Below are 17,056 nucleotides of genomic sequence, written 5' to 3' on the forward strand. Positions count from 1 at the left end.
CATGAAACGGCACCTCGTAGTTTACTCTCTCTTTTTCCTGCTCTTCTGTATACTGTCCTGCCGTAATAAGCAGGTAATCATTACAGAAGATACTTCTGCACACGATCTGGAGCAAATCAAAGATAGTGGCGAACTCGTCGTTCTCACTCTTTACAGTTCAACATCTTATTTCATTTACCGTGGGCAAGACATGGGTTTCCAGTATGAGCTCAGTGAACAATTCGCTAAAAATTTAGGCGTAAAATTACGCATAGAGGTTGCCAAGGATGTACCGGAATTAATCCGGAAATTGCTGAATGGTGAAGGAGATCTTATTGCATATAATATTCCAATTACCAAAGAATTAAAAGACAGTCTGATTTATTGCGGTGAAGAAGTGATCACCCACCAGGTGATTGTTCAGCGAAACACCGGAAAAACAAAACCACTGAAGGATGTAACCGAATTGATCGGCAAAGATATATACGTGAAACCTGGCAAATATTACGAGCGGTTGGTCAATCTGGATAAAGAGCTTGGCGGAGGTATTCATATTCATAAAGTAACCAATGACAGCATTACCGCTGAAGATCTGATAACTCAGATTGCACAAGGTAAAATCCCCTATACAGTTGCGGATAATGATGTAGCCAAACTGAATGCTACTTATTATCCCAATCTGAATACCGGCCTTTCTATCAGTTTTGACCAACGGGCTGCATGGGCAGTGCGTAAAGATTGCCCGCAACTGGCAGAAGCAGCAAACAAATGGCATAAAGAAAATATGACCTCACCTGCGTATACAGCCAGTATGAAAAGATATTTCGAAATCAGCAAAGCAGTGCCCCACTCTCCCATCTTGTCCTTAAAAGAAGGCAAAATCTCTCACTACGATAACTTATTCAAAAAATACGCCAAAGAGATTGGCTGGGACTGGCGCCTGCTGGCATCTTTAGCTTATACAGAATCCAATTTCGATACTACTGCCGTATCATGGGCGGGAGCAAAGGGATTGATGCAATTAATGCCTGCTACTGCACGTGCAATGGGAGTCCCACCGGGAAAAGAACAAAATCCGGAAGAAAGTATCAAAGCTGCCGTAAAATATATTGCAGCCACAGACCGTAGTCTGAGTATAGTTCCGGATAAACAGGAGCGGATTAAATTTATCCTCGCTTCATATAATGCCGGATTGGGACATATTTTTGACGCTATTGCACTGGCAGATAAATATGGCAAAAATAAAACGGTATGGACCGATAATGTAGAAAATTACATCCTACTGAAAAGCAATGAAGAGTACTTCACCGATCCGGTGTGTAAAAACGGATATTTTCGTGGAATAGAAACATATAATTTTGTGAGAGATATCAATTCGAGGTACGAATCGTACAAGAAAAAAATAAAAAGCTGAAATGCTTCTAAAGTCTGCAATCAAAAAAATTGCAGACTCTTGACAACGCATTTTTATTTTTTTCCTTTTCCTGTCAGCAAACTTATAATGATAACAGCTACCACTGACAATGGTAATGCAAACAATATAGGATCTATCATCGGAAAAGGATAGGTTTCAATCAACACATCCTTACCGAAAAGCCATCTGCATACCCCCATAGCTGCCGCTTCTTTCTGATGAAGAAAGGCTAAAGCAAATAAGCTTCCTATAGTTCCTATCCAAAGGCTTGCCATCACTCCCTGCCGGGTAGCGCGTTTCCAATATAAGGCACAAAAATATGCGGGAAGGAAAGCTGCTGCACAGATACCCATAAAAATAGAAGTTCCACGGGCAATAATATCATTGGGCAACATATAACAAATGATATAACTCACTAATATTGAGAACAGCACTCCCAGACGAATTACATTAGTCAGTTTGCCACGTGAACGAGGCTTGTAAGTACCATAAATATCAGAACCGACCGAGGCACCCATCGTATGGAACTGTGAACTCAGTGTAGACATACTGGCAGAAAGAATGCAAAGCATGAAAAGTGCGGCAAACCAGTCCGGCATTGCTTTATTTATAAAGTATGGAATAATTTTATCCATATCTTTGACTGCTTCTGTAGCCACTACACCTTCGGTTTTAAGAAAGAAAAGATTACTTAGTGCCCCTGCATGATAAATAGCACCTACGGTGATAATCAGGAAAAAACATCCGATAAGGACTCCCCGGTTCAGTTGTTTACTACTCTCTACAGTCATAAAACGAACCACCAGTTGAGGTTGAGCAAGACAACCGATCCCAACTCCCAGAATCAAAGAAGTGACCAATGTATACCATTGAGGTGAACCGGTAACAGGCATGGCAGTCCATCCCTGATGTCCTAACGCTTTGAATTTCTCCGGAACCAAAGGAGCAATATCTGTCAGCGCCTGATTAGCTTCCGTAAAGCCCATATCCAGTACCCGATACAATGAAAAAAGCAAGAACAGCATACAGCCAAACATAATAACCGCCTGCAAAGCATCCGTATACATCACACCCTTCATTCCTCCAGCTATCACATAGGCCGCTATTACCAGGGTGAATATCAAAAGCGAGACATTAAAATCAATCTGAAAAATCTGTTCGATAAAAACTGCTCCTCCCTTCATTACCACTGCCGCATACAAAGGCATTCCAAGAAAAATAACTGCGGCCACAAACACCTGTATCCCCCGTGAACGATAATGCCTGCCCAACAATTGTGGAAATGTACTGACATTCAGTCTGGCTCCCATCCTGCGTGTCCGGAGGCCGAAAAAGATAAACGCAATCACCACCCCGATAAACATATTCAGAAAACAAAGCCACTGAATACCCATACCGAAGGCAGCAGCCACCCCACCAAAACCGACAATGGCAGAAGCAGATATGAAAGTAGCACCATAAGAAAGTGCCATGACAAATGGATTCATCTGTCGTCCCCCTACCAGATAATCACTGGCGGAAGTTGTCTTTTTATAACCTAAAAAACCAAGATAAGCCAATGATAGCAGATAAGCTATCACAATCAGTCCAAGTGTAAATGTATTCATCGTGTTTTATCTTTTTCATCGTCTTTATTCCAATATTTAAGACCAAACCAGGCAGCAAAAAGCACACATACTACCGAAAGCAGATATGGCAAAATGATAAGAGAGTCGCTTATTCCAAACATTCTTGTATTAGATTTCGATTAATATTGGTGCAAATGTAAGGAATTTATTGAAATGGAAAAACAAAATGCAGAATTTATAAAAAAGAAAAGGAACAAAAATAAAAAAAGCCGCCTCTTTTTATCAGGGCAGCTTTCAGAAAAATCAATTTACGGTTTAATATTTCTCGTAATGAACCTTCTTCTCATCGTATTTCTGCTTAGGTTCCTGCAGAGCAGCCGGATACCCGAAAGGAATCACACATAAGGGCACTATGTTTCCCGGAAGCTCCGTATACTTGCGGACAACCCGGATGCGGTCTTCATAAGGATAAGCAGCTGTCCATACTGCACCCAATCCCTGAGCCTCAGCAGCTAACAGAATATTCTGCGCAGCAGCCGAACAATCCAGATACCAATAAGAAGAACGGGCTACATCACCACATACAACAATGGCATAACGAGCCTGAGTCAACATCTTTGCATAAGGCAATGCAGAAGCCATAGAATCGAGAGCAACCCGATCAGTGACCAGCACAAACTCCCAGGGACGAAGGTCTTTTCCTGACGGAGCAGCCATACCGGCACGTAACATCAAGTCTATTTTCTCTTTCTCTACTTCCTTATCCAGATAAGCACGTACACTCTTACGCGCAAAAATATTATCCAAAGCAGCATTGGATGCTGACGGGACTTCTTTTGGGGAAGAAGATGAACAAGCAGCGAATGAAATCATCCAAAGCAATCCAATCGCCCATGCATAAATCACTTTCTTTGTTCCCATAGATTCTTTTTTATCAAAATAGTTTCAACCTTTTTTCTTGAGCTTCTTTCAATGAAACAGTTTCCCGCTTCATCAGACCACTCTTATCACGGAGTACCTGATATTCACCAGACAGCTCCTGCGCCAGTTCTTCTTTCAATTTCGGACTCATCAACCGGGCAGCGACACCGGCATTCTGTGAAGCATCTTTCAGATGAACCACCGGTGCATGATATACCGGAGCAATTTTCAGTGCAGTATGTAGTTTGGATGTGGTTGCTCCACCTATTAATAATGGAATATCCAGTCCGGCTTTCTCCAACTCCATAGCCACATGCACCATCTCCTCCAACGAAGGAGTAATCAATCCACTAAGGCCTATCATATCTACCTTTTCCTCTATGGCTTTTTGGACAATCGATTCAGCCGGCACCATCACTCCCAAGTCAATGATATCATAGCCGTTACAAGCCATCACAACCGAAACAATATTTTTACCGATATCATGCACATCTCCCTTCACTGTAGCCAACAGAACCTTTCCGGCAGAAGAGGTCCCTTCCACCTTTTCCGACTCTATGACCGGTTGTAAGATTGCAACGGCTTTCTTCATCGTACGGGCTGTTTTTACCACTTGCGGAAGGAACATTTTACCTTCACCGAACAACTCGCCTACATGATTCATTCCATCCATCAACGGTCCCTCAATCACATCTACCGCCTTATCGTATTGTGGCAAGGCTTCTGCAAGATCTTCTTCCAGAAAATCTCCGATCCCCTTTACCAAAGCATATTGCAACCGTTCTTCTACCGTCCCGTCCCGCCAGGCATCATGCTTCACCGGTTGTCCTGCCGCAGCATTACCTGCCGAAGCCTCCTTCAAATTATCAGCCAATTCAATCAATCGTTCGGCAGCATCAGGACGCCGGTTCAATACCACATCCTCTATTCTCTCAAGCACATCCGCCGGAATATCCGTATACAGCACAGAAGTGCCAGGGTTTACAATCCCCATATCCATACCTTTCTGAATGGCATGATAAAGGAATACGGCATGCATGGCTTCACGAATATAATTATTTCCACGGAATGAGAACGATAAGTTACTTACTCCTCCGCTGATATGTGCTCCGGGAAGATTCTTTTTAATCCAGGCAGTTGCTTCTATAAAGTCTACCGCATAATTATTATGTTCCTCAATACCTGTTGCTACAGCCAGTACGTTCGGATCGAAAATGATATCGTGCGGGTTAAACCCAATCTTATCTACAAGTAAACGATAAGCACGTTCACAAACTTCTATTTTACGGGCAGCCGTATCAGCCTGTCCTTTTTCGTCAAAAGCCATCACTACTACAGCCGCGCCATACTGACGAACTGTTTGAGCATGTTCAAGGAATTTTTCCTCTCCTTCTTTCAACGAAATGGAATTCACAATTGATTTTCCCTGGAGACACTTCAAGCCGGCCTCGATAACCTCCCATTTTGAAGAATCGATCATCACAGGGACACGAGCTATTTCAGGTTCCGAAGCCACCAGATTCAGGAAAGTTGTCATCTCTTCTTTCGCATCCAACAGTCCGTCATCCATATTGACATCGATAATCAGCGCCCCGTCTTCCACCTGCTGCCGGGCTATAGACAATGCTTCATCGTATTTCTTTTCATTTATAAGACGGAGGAACTTACGGGAACCCGCTACATTGCAACGTTCACCAACGTTGACAAAGTTAATTTCAGGCTTTACTTCCAGCAGTTCCAATCCCGAAAGCCACATACAATCCGGCCTACGAGCCGGAACATGCGGTTTGGCACCGGCAATCAACGCGGGATATTCGGCAATATAAGCATCGGTAGTACCACAGCATCCGCCGATAATATTAATCAAACCTTCATGGATATATTCTTTTACTTCATGTGCCATATCCGCCGGGGTCTGGTCATATTTTCCCAGACTGTTAGGCAAACCTGCATTCGGATATGCACTGATATAGTAAGGAGCACGTGCGGCCAGTTGCTCCAAAAACGGCTTCAATTGCTTTGCACCAAATGAACAGTTCAGACCGACAGAAAAAATATCGGCATGTTGTACCGAAGCCAGAAAAGCTTCCAGTGTCTGGCCGGAAAGAGTACGCCCCCCTGTATCAGAAACCGTCACCGACAACATAACCGGTACTTTAAGCCCGGTTGCCTGCATAGCACGCTCCGCTGCCAGAATAGCAGCTTTTGCATTCAGCGTATCAAAAATAGTTTCTATCAACAAAGCATCTACCCCACTTTCAAGCATCGCTTCCATTTGCTGTTGATAAGCATCGGCCATTTCATCATAAGTCACAGCACGATAGGCCGGATTATTCACATCCGGAGACATGGAACATGTTTTATTGGTAGGACCAACCGAACCGGCCACAAAACGAGGTTTATCGGGATTGAGTGCCGTATATTCATCGGCTACTTCTCGTGCCAGCTTCACGGCCGTCTGATTGATTTCACGCACATACTCCTGTACATGATAATCGGCCATAGAAATTGTGGTGGAACTAAATGTATTCGTCTCAATGATATCGGCACCGGCTTCCAGATATTTACGGTGTATATCCTGAACCACGTCAGGGCGCGTGAGACAAAGTAAATCATTATTCCCTTTCAGTTGATCGGGAATATGCGCAAAGCGCTCACTGCGGAAATCCTCTTCTCTAAGATTATATTGCTGAATCATAGTACCCATAGCGCCATCCAATATAAGGATACGTTCGGGTACCAGCTGTTGAATAGTTCTTTTCATTGCTAAAGGTACAAACCTATCATCGTTTAAACATTCTGTCCATATCGCGGCGGTCGTCTTTTTCTTTCAAAGCCTCCCGCTTGTCATATTGCTTTTTACCTTTTGCCAAAGCCACAACTACTTTGGCCAGACCTCTTTCATTAATAAACAAACGAACCGGGACAATGGTAAATCCGGCGTCTTTCGTCCCTCGTTCCAACTTATTCAGCTCCTTTTTGCTCAGTAACAATTTACGGTCACGCCGGGCCGCATGGTTATTATACGAACCATAAAAATATTCGGCAATGTGCATGTTCTTCACCCACAATTCACCTTTCGCAAAATAACAAAACGTATCTACAAGACTTGCTTTTCCCAAACGGATGGACTTAATCTCCGTTCCTGTCAGCACAATACCTGCTGTATAAGTATCGATCAACTCATAGTCGAAAGTAGCACGTTTATTCTTTATATTTATAGGAGCCAGTTTCATTTTATTTTATTTTCTTAATTTAATATAGCTGTTAGCTTGTTGAACACAACTTGTATTACCGCCGGACATAGTATTAACAAAATCGACGAGAAAATGGTGTAACGCAACCGATTCTTTTCTTCCACCAGCATCACGACTCTTGCTCCTTCCCATACCACATAAACGATATAAAACTGGAGCAACCAACCGATAATACTGAAATCCGGAAGCAATCCGGTCACTATATGCAACAAAAAGGTGACAACTAATGCATAGCCTGCAAACTGCTGTGCCAAAGGGATATCATTGGACATGCCAAACATTTTTATCCCCATCTGATTGATGGCATAAGCTGCCAGGAAATAGCCTCCGAACAAAGCTACCGCCACTGCACAACACTGCGTCATGGCCAATTGAAAACTTTGCGGTCCTCCCCATCCATTGGTCCACAAAGCACCAATGAATACGGATAAACCGCATAAACCAATCATAGGATAGACAAAAACAGTAAGAACTGCCCGTCTATCCTCTAAACGAATTTCCTCCCAGGCCTTGGCCGGAGAGGAAATCAATGACATTGCTATTTGAAATAATGCTTTGTAATTCAAATTATTTAGCGGTTTTATATTCTATTTCATACGCCTTCTCTGTAGTAGAAGAATCTTCTATTTTATTATTGTATTCATTCTGCTGCGCCACCACAATAATTTTGGCTGGTTTATCTTGTCCACTCTTCTGCTTATATTCTCTCAAAAATTCAGTGATATCATAAGCTTTAAAGCTGGAAGTACGTGTCGCACGTTCTACTATAGCAGTAGTTTCATCATTAACAGCATAACGCAAATGGAGTTTCAGTTCTGTAGCACCTGAAGTAATATCATCTGTATAGCAAACCAGAGTAAAAGAATGTTTAGCGAGTTCATTCTTAACATCTTCCGGAGTAGTTACATTTTTCACACGGTAAAGTACCGGCAATACAATTGTATTTTCACTAAACTGGAATGGGGCTACCGTTGAATATCCTGATGCAAAACTCAATGAACCAATTGGTGCATTAGTAGTCACATCTCCCGAACCACCGACAGCCGTAGTAGTAACTGCAGGAGCATCGATTCCAGTCGCATCTGCTAAAAGCGTAACCTTAATCTGTTTAGGATTTGTCGAGAGGTCCTGACCTTCATCAACCTGACAATAAATATAGGCCATTCTTGCACTCAAAGTAACAGGAACTGTGTTAGTGGGGATAAGTTCCGTACCGGCGGCATCTGTAAACGTAACATAACCCATTCTATCATTCACTTTCACCACACCAGCCCACTGCTGAGGACCGTTTTCTCCGGAATCCATACATGAAGTAAACATAGTACCCATCAACAGGGTTAAGGCCAACACCATTAATTTCAATTGTTTCATAAATCTATTTTTTAGAGTTTGCAAAGATATAAATTCTAATTCACAATAAGTAAATGCAGAGACTTAAAAAATACTGCATCCATCACTTAACTATTTTTGCAAACAACTCCAAATGATCGTCTACATAGCTTGCTACCAGTGCTGTAACCTCCTCCTCAATATCCAGATATTCTTCTTCAAGATCATCAAAGGCCTCATATTGCTCGTACATCGCCATAAATTCATCCTCCGTACGCTCTTTCTCCAGATCCTGGCGATGAGCATCGTATATTTTCTTAGCTTTATAAACCAACTTCGAGAAATCCTCGGCTCCCCACAAACGCATCACTTTTGCAAAAGGATTATCAAAGATATAACCTCCATACCCATTCTGAATCAATTGACAAAAACCACCAAACATGACTTCATCCCGAAAAATCTGATAGGCCAACAAAGAGTGCTGCTCTCCTGTCAATAGTGGCATTGTTTCGGCAGTAAGCTCCCCGCCAATCACTTCTTTATACTTATCTGTAAACACCTGGATAAATTCATCCATTCCCTCGCCCGCAGCTTTTTGCAAGGAGGCATCCGTAACTTCTATCATTTCCACTATATATAATAAGGTAAATTCTACATTTATAAATATCAGGAAACAAAAATACGGAAATATATGGTTCAGAAAGGCTTTTTGAAGAGTTTTTTAGAAACTGTCCTATTTTTAAAGCCCATAATTAAAAATTCCCCAATCGCTTTGGGATATATCCCTTGAGCTCTTCAATGGTTCTCTTACGGGATAATTCTTCATCTTAGCGGCTGAGATGAAGCTTTATTACTTTCTCTAATAAGGTTATTTTCAATGATGCAACGACATACCAAGATATACGCCTATACAGTAGGGTATCAACCAAATGCACCACACCACAATACTGAAACGATTGAAATGTTCTTTAGCCTTTTCACTCCCCTTCACATACGTCCAGATAGCCCACATAGCGTGAACAAACATCAACAAGATAGCGATAATGCCGGTCACAGTATGTATTTCATCATGCAGGTGTGTGAGTCGCGCAATATTCTCCATTAAAGCTGTTCCCACAGAATCAGCCAACAGCCCCAATAAGAAAAAGACCAGATGCCAAAATTTCAGTTTCTTCTGCAACCGCTCTCCCCACACTCCTATTGTGTAAAACACCAATGCAGAAGTTATCACACAAATGGCTGCTATTAAATAATGTATATCTACTTCATTCAAATTCATAACCAATCAATTTTTCTCAAAAGAAACAAAGAATCAGAGTAATAGTTCAACAAAATAAAGATTATCTAAAATGTCATCTCCACATTACAATCTAACGAAACTGAAATTTCTATTTTTCTCTTTTCATAAAAAAGTAATAAAACCCGATTTGCAAAAACAAATAAAACGACTACCTTTGTGAGCGATTTGAGAATCGTGACTACGTATTTTTAATTATATCACTTAAAAAAAGAGCTAATTATGACTTATTCACACGAAGTGGAACACATGTGTGTTGTAAAGAAGGGTCCTAACCATGGACCGGCTCCCATACCCGAAGAAGGAAAATGGGTAAAATCAAAAGAAATTGTTGATATTTCAGGTCTGACACACGGTGTGGGTTGGTGTGCTCCTCAGCAGGGTGCATGTAAGCTGACTCTGAACGTAAAAGAAGGTATCATCCAGGAAGCTCTGGTTGAAACTATCGGCTGTTCAGGTATGACTCACTCAGCTGCTATGGCTGCTGAAATCCTCCCGGGAAAAACTATCCTCGAAGCATTGAACACAGACTTAGTTTGTGATGCCATCAACACTGCTATGCGCGAACTCTTCCTGCAGATCGTTTACGGACGTACTCAGTCAGCTTTCTCAGAAGGTGGTCTGATCATCGGTGCAGGTCTGGAAGACTTGGGTAAAGGTCTGCGTAGCCAGGTAGGTACATTGTACGGTACTTTGGCTAAAGGTCCTCGTTACCTTGAAATGGCAGAAGGTTACATCAAGACAATTGCTCTTGACAAAAACGATGAAATCTGCGGATACGAATTCGTCCACATGGGTAAATTCATGGACGAAATCAAGAAGGGTACTGATGCGAATGAAGCATTGAAGAAAGTTACCGGTACTTACGGACGCTTCACTGCAGAACAGGGAGCTGTTAAACACATTGATCCACGTCACGAATAATATAAGGAGGAAAAGAAATTATGATTAGAGAAGTAAAATTTGAAAGTCAGGACCGCCGTATCAAAGGCATCATCGAAGCCTTGAACGCTAACGGTATCAAAGACATCGAAGAAGCTAACGCTATCTGCGAAGCTGCTGGAGTTGATCCTTATAAAACGTGTGAAGAAACTCAACCGATCTGTTTTGAAAATGCTAAGTGGGCTTACGTAGTAGGTGCTGCTATCGCTATCAAGAAAGGTTGCAAAAATGCAGCTGACGCTGCCGAAGCTATCGGCATCGGTCTGCAGGCATTCTGTATCCCGGGTTCTGTAGCCGACGACCGTAAGGTTGGTATCGGTCATGGTAACCTGGCTGCTATGTTGTTGCGTGAAGAAACTAAATGTTTCGCTTTCCTGGCAGGTCACGAATCTTTCGCTGCTGCCGAAGGTGCTATCAAAATCGCTGCAAAAGCAGACAAAGTACGTAAAGAACCTCTGCGTTGTATCTTGAACGGTCTTGGAAAAGACGCTGCTCAGATCATCTCTCGTATCAACGGCTTTACTTATGTTCAGACACAGTTTGACTATTTCACAGGCGAACTGAAAGTAGTACGTGAAATTGCTTACTCTGACGGTCCTCGTGCAAAAGTAAAATGCTATGGTGCAGATGATGTACGTGAAGGTGTAGCCATCATGTGGAAAGAAGGCGTGGACGTATCTATCACAGGTAACTCTACTAACCCGACCCGTTTCCAGCACCCGGTTGCAGGTACTTACAAGAAAGAACGTGTATTGGCCGGTAAGCCATACTTCTCAGTAGCTTCAGGTGGTGGTACAGGTCGTACTCTTCATCCGGACAACATGGCTGCTGGTCCTGCTTCATACGGCATGACAGACACAATGGGTCGTATGCACTCAGACGCTCAGTTCGCCGGTTCATCCTCAGTTCCTGCTCACGTAGAAATGATGGGATTCTTAGGAATTGGTAACAACCCGATGGTAGGTTGTACAGTAGCTTGTGCAGTTGACGTAGCTCAGGCTTTGGCAAAGTAATTTAAGCCATTCTATATTGACAAACTCCTGCAGTCATATGATTGCAGGAGTTTTTTATTGTATAAATCAGAATAGATTATTTCTTCCTTTTTAAACAAAAACCACCTCTCCTTTTCTCTATCATTTCCCTAATTCTATTTTCAGTATTATAACTTATCCTAATCTCACTACGAAAATCAATGCATTTAGATTACAAAATATAGAATAAGTCTTTCTTTTCTGTATATTTGCGCCCGGTATTTTAGATGCAATTCCGAAAAGTCGTAAGTTTTCGGAGTCATTTTATACTTCCCCCACTTAAGAACTTACTTATTTAGACAAAGTTAATGAAACAAATCAATGCAGTAATTACAGGAGTTGGAGGATATGTACCCGATTACATCCTGACTAATGATGAGATATCCAGAATTGTAGATACCACCGATGAATGGATCATGGGGCGTATTGGCATCAAGGAAAGACGTATTCTGAATGAAGAAGGTCTTGGCACTTCATACATGGCACGTAAGGCTGTGAAGCAATTGATGCAACGTACAAAAAGCCATCCGGATGACATCGATCTGGTAATTGTCGCTACAACCACTCCCGATTATCGGCTTCCTTCAACAGCTTCCATTCTGTGTGAAAGAGTGGGATTAAAAAATGCATTCGCCTTTGATATGCAGGCAGTATGCAGTGGTTTCTTATATGCTCTGGAGACCGGAGCCAACTTTATCCGTTCGGGAAGATACAAAAAGGTCATCATAGTTGGTGCCGATAAGATGTCATCGGTGATAGATTACACCGATCGCGCCACCTGTCCTATTTTTGGTGATGGTGCAGCAGCTTTTTTACTGGAACCTACTACGGATCATTTAGGCATTATAGATTCTGTTTTAAGAACAGACGGCAAAGGACTCCCTTTTTTACATATGAAAGCCGGCGGCTCCGTATGTTCTCCTTCTTATTTTACGATAGACAATCACATGCACTATCTCTATCAGGAAGGCCGTACAGTATTCAAATATGCTGTAGCCAATATGTCAGATGCTTGTGAATCGATTATCGAAAGAAATCAGCTAACGAAAGACCAAATCGACTGGGTTATTCCCCACCAAGCCAATCAGCGCATTATCAATGCTGTCGCCCAACGCCTGGATATGCCATTAGAAAAAGTCATGATCAATATCGAACACTATGGCAACACCAGTGCCGGCACACTTCCATTATGTATATGGGATTTCGAAGATAAGCTCAAAAAAGGTGATAATTTGATCTTTACCGCTTTCGGAGCCGGATTTGCCTGGGGAGCCGTCTACGTGAAATGGGGATATGACGGAAATAAATAACGCCACCAGCACACAAGCTTAGCCACAGAAAGTCATAATCACGCCACCGTCAATATCAGATAGCTTTTTAAAGCAAAATAGCCAAAAGTGCTTTTTGGCAAATACAAAGGAACCTTATGCCGCTTTTTTTTGTTATTTGCTGATAATTAAATGCATTAAGATGATGGAAAATGGCGTAATGATGCAGTATTTTGAATGGAATCTGCCTAACGATGGAAAGTTGTGGAAACAATTAAAAGAAGACGCATCACATCTACATAAAATCGGTGTGACAGCAGTTTGGATTCCGCCTGCTTATAAAGCCGACGAGCAGCAAGATGAAGGTTATGCAACCTATGACTTGTATGATCTTGGCGAGTTCGAACAAAAAGGAACCGTAAGAACGAAGTATGGCACAAAAGATGAATTGAAAGAAGCGATCGACGAGTTACATAAAAACCACATTTCAGTATATCTGGATGTAGTACTCAACCATAAAGCCGGAGGTGATTTCACTGAAAAATTTATGGTTGTGGAAGTCGATCCCCATGACAGAACCCAAGGATTGGGAAAGCCGTTCGAGATACAAAGCTGGACCGGATATAGTTTCCATGGACGCAAGGATAAATATTCTGATTTCAAATGGCATTGGTATCACTTCTCCGGAACCGGCTTTGACGATGCCAAAAAGCGGAGCGGCATCTTCCAGATACAAGGAGAAGGCAAAGCATGGAGCGAGGGTGTAGATAGCGAAAATGGAAACTATGATTTCCTGCTATGTAACGATATCGATCTGGATCATCCGGAAGTAATTGCCGAACTGAATCGCTGGGGAAAATGGGTTTCCAAAGAACTGAACCTTGACGGAATGCGTTTGGATGCCATCAAGCACATGAAGGATAAGTTCATCGCACAATTTCTGGATGCGGTAAGGAGTGAAAGAGGAAACAACTTTTACGCTGTAGGTGAATACTGGAACGGAGATCTGAAAACACTCGATGCATACATAGAATCTGTGGGCCATAAAGTCAACTTATTTGATGTTCCGTTACATTACAATATGTTTCAGGCTTCACAAGAAGGCAAAAATTATGATTTGCAGAATATCTTGAAGGGCACATTAGTCGAACATCATTGCGATTTAGCAGTCACCTTTGTCGATAATCACGACTCACAATTGGGCAGTTCGTTAGAATCACAAATAGAGGACTGGTTCAAGCCACTGGCCTATGGTTTGATATTATTGATGAAAAACGGTTATCCCTGCCTGTTCTATGGAGACTATTATGGTGTAAAAGGCGAAAAGTCTCCCCATGCCCCGATCATTGATACTTTACTGAATGCAAGGCGAAAATATGCCTACGGTGATCAGATCGAATATTTCGATCATCCTTCTACCATTGGTTTCATCCGTACGGGAGATAAAGAACACACCGGCTCCGGTCTGGTCTTCTTAATGTCAAATGATGAAGCCGGTAGCAAAATGATGAATCCGGGTGAGGAACATAAAGGTGAAGTATGGCATGAAATCACCGGAAGCATTCCCGAAGAGGTCACTTTAGATGAGAAAGGAAACGGAAAATTCTCTGTTAATGCCCGTAATATTGCCGTTTGGATAAAGAAAAGTTAAAATGGAAATTCATTCGGAGAGAAAGAAAAAGCTTAGTTTACCCCTACTGTTCAAAATAATAAAAGATACAGTTTGGGGATTTATAGACGACAGCGTTATGAGGCTGAGCGCTTCATTGGCTTATGCGACATTGTTTTCAATTATCCCTTTTCTTTCTCTCCTGGTCACTGTCGGAGTCTTTTTCCATATGGATTTGGCCAACCAACTTTATGTCCAGTTACAACCCATTGTAGGACCGGAAATCACCGAAGCACTTCGCTCCATTATAGAAAATGCAGAAAATACAGATTCTTCCAGATCTGCTGCCATTGTCAGCTTAGGCATTTCTATTTTCGGTGCTACCACCATCTTTGCAGAGATACAAAGTTCATTGAACACAATTTGGGGAATAAAAGCTGTTCCTAAAAAAAGCTGGCTCAAGTTTATCAAAAACAGAATACTCTCTTTTTCCATAATACTTGTATTTGCTTTCATCCTTCTGATTACATTTACCATCACCAGCATCATCGGAGAATTGAGTAAAAAGTTTATGGTTAATTATCCCGAAATAGCCGGGTCATTGGTTCAGGTAGTAGGAATCATTATAAATATAGGTGTAACGGCCATCATTTTCACATTGATTTTCAAAATATTGCCCGATGCCAAAATAAAAAGCAGAGATGTTTTTATTGGAGCGATTGTGACCACATTACTGCTACTGGTAGGTCAATGGGGAATCTCATTTTATATAGGGATTGCAAACGTAGGAACCGTTTACGGAGCAGCAGCATTCATGGTCGTTTTCGTTACGTGGATTTATTATTCTTCCATCATCATATATACAGGCGCAGAGTTCACCAAAGCATGGGCAAACGAAATGGGTGGTAAGATTTTCCCCGATGAATATGCGGTAGCCACTAAAACCATAGAAATACACGAAAACAAGCCAATCGGATTGGATGATTGAGAACAGGGATTACTTCTCCTGCAATGACTTACTCTCAGCCTCACGACATGTTTTCGTATACTGTTTCAGATGCTTTCTCATCTGTCCGAAGCGGATAAAGCCTAAAAAGAATAAAATGATCCCGGCCATAATACACACCCACGCCAGCCCATGCAGACGTGAGATACTTTCAACTTGAAAGATCCCTATTCCTACAGTCAAGAGATAAAGTGCCATGCGGATATATGCAAACAAAGTTCTTTCATTGGCCAACTTTGTTCTTTCAAGTGCCAAATGATCACGGAGTATCAACTCTTTATCATTCTCAAAGTTATCGGTAAATGTCAACATAGATATTGAGGAAATTGTGTTCTATACGTTTTTCTTTAAAAACAAAGATAGAAAAGAATAGTTCCCCAAAACAGAATCTCAATTAACAAAAACACCACTGATAGCCTCTCCAATTCCAACCAATCTACTGCATATTAAAAATCATTTTCTGTTATATTTTTCATAACTGATTAATTAGATTTATGTAAATAGAAAAATCTCTTCATAAATAGAAGATATAACATACCCAACAGTAAGATAATCCCTAATAAATAATAATATCCATGCTCTCGTAATACCAGATATCCTACCACAACCATGGCTTGCACGAACATATAAGTCAATGATACAGTTACATGAGAAATCTTCAATTCATTAGCCATAATCTGATACAAATGTTTCCGGTGAGGCAAACCAATATTTTCATGTAGTAACAGGCGGTGTACGATCGTCAACACACTATCCACTCCGTACACAACAAGCAATACAAGCCAGCTGAAATCTTTCGTTTGAAAAATCAAACTCCCGATCAGGAACAAGACTACAAAAGCTATACTGACCGAACCCACATCACCGGCGAAGCATTTCGCTCTCTTACGGAAATTAAAGAAGTCAAACACCAACACAGAACAAATCATCGTATAAATAAAACTCTGTTCTGTGAAGGAGATCACTTCTGCATTCACATATGCCAAAGAAATCAGGATAACCAATGAATATCCACCGGTAATGCCGTTAATGCCATCCATAAAGTTATAGGCATTGATAATCCCCGTACAGACGATCAGAGCAACAAGCAACGTCCACCAAGGCAGGCTGAACAATCCCCATTGATAGAACAACAGGGCCATTGCCGTAAAATGGAAGACTAAACGCAAACCCTGCGAAGTAGAACGGATATCATCTACAAAACTGATAAAAGTGATCAAGGTCAAAGCCAGTATAAACCAAGGGTATTCAAACTGATTCGTCAGGAAAAAAGTCAATGCACCCAAATAGAAAATGATTCCTCCACCTCTCAGAGTAATACGGGTATGCGAACTCCGTTCGTTTGGCCTGTCAATAATATTACATTTATCAGCAATACGGAAATAAAAAAGTTCTGCCAAAAATAGCAGAACTAAGATTAGCAGATAATACATAA

General features: G+C 41.6%; 17 protein-coding genes. 6 read left to right on the top strand and 11 right to left on the bottom strand.

The window, feature by feature from the left end:
* The first annotated feature begins 1 nt into the window (after position 1).
* Entirely contained in the window at positions 2-1,393 is a 1,392-nt protein-coding gene (locus tag DBK98_RS18955; RefSeq protein WP_005807463.1) for a transporter substrate-binding domain-containing protein, read from the top strand.
* 53 nt (positions 1,394-1,446) lie between these two features.
* Here DBK98_RS18955 and DBK98_RS18960 read toward each other — a convergent pair whose 3' ends face one another.
* From DBK98_RS18960 to DBK98_RS18995, 9 genes are all read right to left on the bottom strand, one after another.
* On the bottom strand, positions 1,447-3,000 hold the full coding sequence (locus tag DBK98_RS18960; protein ID WP_005807465.1) for a sodium:solute symporter: 1,554 nt from the start codon (positions 2,998-3,000) through the stop codon (positions 1,447-1,449).
* The gene (locus tag DBK98_RS23675) at positions 2,997-3,122 is read right to left on the bottom strand and encodes a symporter small accessory protein (RefSeq protein WP_005780350.1); all 126 of its coding nucleotides are present in this window, start codon (positions 3,120-3,122) and stop codon (positions 2,997-2,999) included. The genes DBK98_RS18960 and DBK98_RS23675 overlap by 4 nt, the downstream gene beginning before the upstream one ends.
* 154 nt (positions 3,123-3,276) lie before the next feature.
* Complete coding sequence (locus DBK98_RS18965) at positions 3,277-3,882, bottom strand: nitroreductase family protein (protein WP_032535755.1); 606 nt, start codon at positions 3,880-3,882, stop codon at positions 3,277-3,279.
* A 13-nt stretch (positions 3,883-3,895) separates the two neighbouring features.
* On the bottom strand, positions 3,896-6,646 hold the full coding sequence (gene metH, locus DBK98_RS18970) for a methionine synthase (RefSeq protein WP_050503172.1): 2,751 nt from the start codon (positions 6,644-6,646) through the stop codon (positions 3,896-3,898).
* A gap of 19 nt (positions 6,647-6,665) precedes the next feature.
* Positions 6,666-7,118 (bottom strand): SsrA-binding protein, encoded by a 453-nt coding sequence (gene smpB / locus DBK98_RS18975; RefSeq protein ID WP_005780358.1) that lies wholly within the window; start codon positions 7,116-7,118, stop codon positions 6,666-6,668.
* Between the two features lie 14 nt (positions 7,119-7,132).
* Complete coding sequence (locus tag DBK98_RS18980) at positions 7,133-7,675, bottom strand: Yip1 family protein (RefSeq protein ID WP_005780359.1); 543 nt, start codon at positions 7,673-7,675, stop codon at positions 7,133-7,135.
* Between the two features lie 31 nt (positions 7,676-7,706).
* A complete protein-coding gene (locus DBK98_RS18985; RefSeq protein WP_005807473.1) occupies positions 7,707-8,510 on the bottom strand; it encodes a hypothetical protein in 804 nt (267 codons plus the stop codon).
* Between the two features lie 82 nt (positions 8,511-8,592).
* Positions 8,593-9,093: a DMP19 family protein gene (locus DBK98_RS18990; RefSeq protein ID WP_005780361.1), complete on the bottom strand. Its 501-nt coding sequence runs from the start codon at positions 9,091-9,093 to the stop codon at positions 8,593-8,595.
* 249 nt (positions 9,094-9,342) lie between these two features.
* Complete coding sequence (locus tag DBK98_RS18995; protein WP_005780362.1) at positions 9,343-9,747, bottom strand: HsmA family protein; 405 nt, start codon at positions 9,745-9,747, stop codon at positions 9,343-9,345.
* Positions 9,748-9,987: 240 nt separating this feature from the next.
* Between DBK98_RS18995 and DBK98_RS19000 the strand changes: the two genes are divergently transcribed.
* The 5 genes from DBK98_RS19000 to DBK98_RS19020 all read left to right on the top strand — a co-directional run bounded on the left by DBK98_RS19000 (position 9,988) and on the right by DBK98_RS19020 (position 15,603).
* Positions 9,988-10,689, top strand: coding sequence for an iron-sulfur cluster assembly scaffold protein (locus DBK98_RS19000; protein WP_005780363.1), 702 nt, complete (start codon positions 9,988-9,990; stop codon positions 10,687-10,689).
* A gap of 20 nt (positions 10,690-10,709) precedes the next feature.
* Positions 10,710-11,720 (top strand): GGGtGRT protein, encoded by a 1,011-nt coding sequence (locus DBK98_RS19005; protein ID WP_005780364.1) that lies wholly within the window; start codon positions 10,710-10,712, stop codon positions 11,718-11,720.
* Positions 11,721-12,046: 326 nt separating this feature from the next.
* Positions 12,047-13,048, top strand: a complete 1,002-nt coding sequence (locus DBK98_RS19010) for a beta-ketoacyl-ACP synthase III (protein ID WP_005780365.1) — start codon at positions 12,047-12,049, stop codon at positions 13,046-13,048.
* Positions 13,049-13,211: 163 nt separating this feature from the next.
* Complete coding sequence (locus tag DBK98_RS19015) at positions 13,212-14,657, top strand: alpha-amylase (protein WP_032535821.1); 1,446 nt, start codon at positions 13,212-13,214, stop codon at positions 14,655-14,657.
* A 1-nt stretch (position 14,658) separates the two neighbouring features.
* Positions 14,659-15,603 (top strand): YihY/virulence factor BrkB family protein, encoded by a 945-nt coding sequence (locus DBK98_RS19020; RefSeq protein WP_032531334.1) that lies wholly within the window; start codon positions 14,659-14,661, stop codon positions 15,601-15,603.
* A gap of 9 nt (positions 15,604-15,612) precedes the next feature.
* Here DBK98_RS19020 and DBK98_RS19025 read toward each other — a convergent pair whose 3' ends face one another.
* Both DBK98_RS19025 and DBK98_RS19030 read right to left on the bottom strand, forming a co-directional pair.
* On the bottom strand, positions 15,613-15,933 hold the full coding sequence (locus tag DBK98_RS19025) for a DUF202 domain-containing protein (RefSeq protein WP_032535754.1): 321 nt from the start codon (positions 15,931-15,933) through the stop codon (positions 15,613-15,615).
* A 170-nt stretch (positions 15,934-16,103) separates the two neighbouring features.
* The gene (locus DBK98_RS19030; protein ID WP_137570177.1) at positions 16,104-17,054 is read right to left on the bottom strand and encodes a glycosyltransferase family 4 protein; all 951 of its coding nucleotides are present in this window, start codon (positions 17,052-17,054) and stop codon (positions 16,104-16,106) included.
* Between the last annotated feature and the right edge of the window lie 2 nt (positions 17,055-17,056).

Source organism: Bacteroides sp. PHL 2737, from assembly GCF_004115325.2.
Taxonomy (GTDB): Bacteria; Bacteroidota; Bacteroidia; order Bacteroidales; family Bacteroidaceae; genus Bacteroides; species Bacteroides hominis.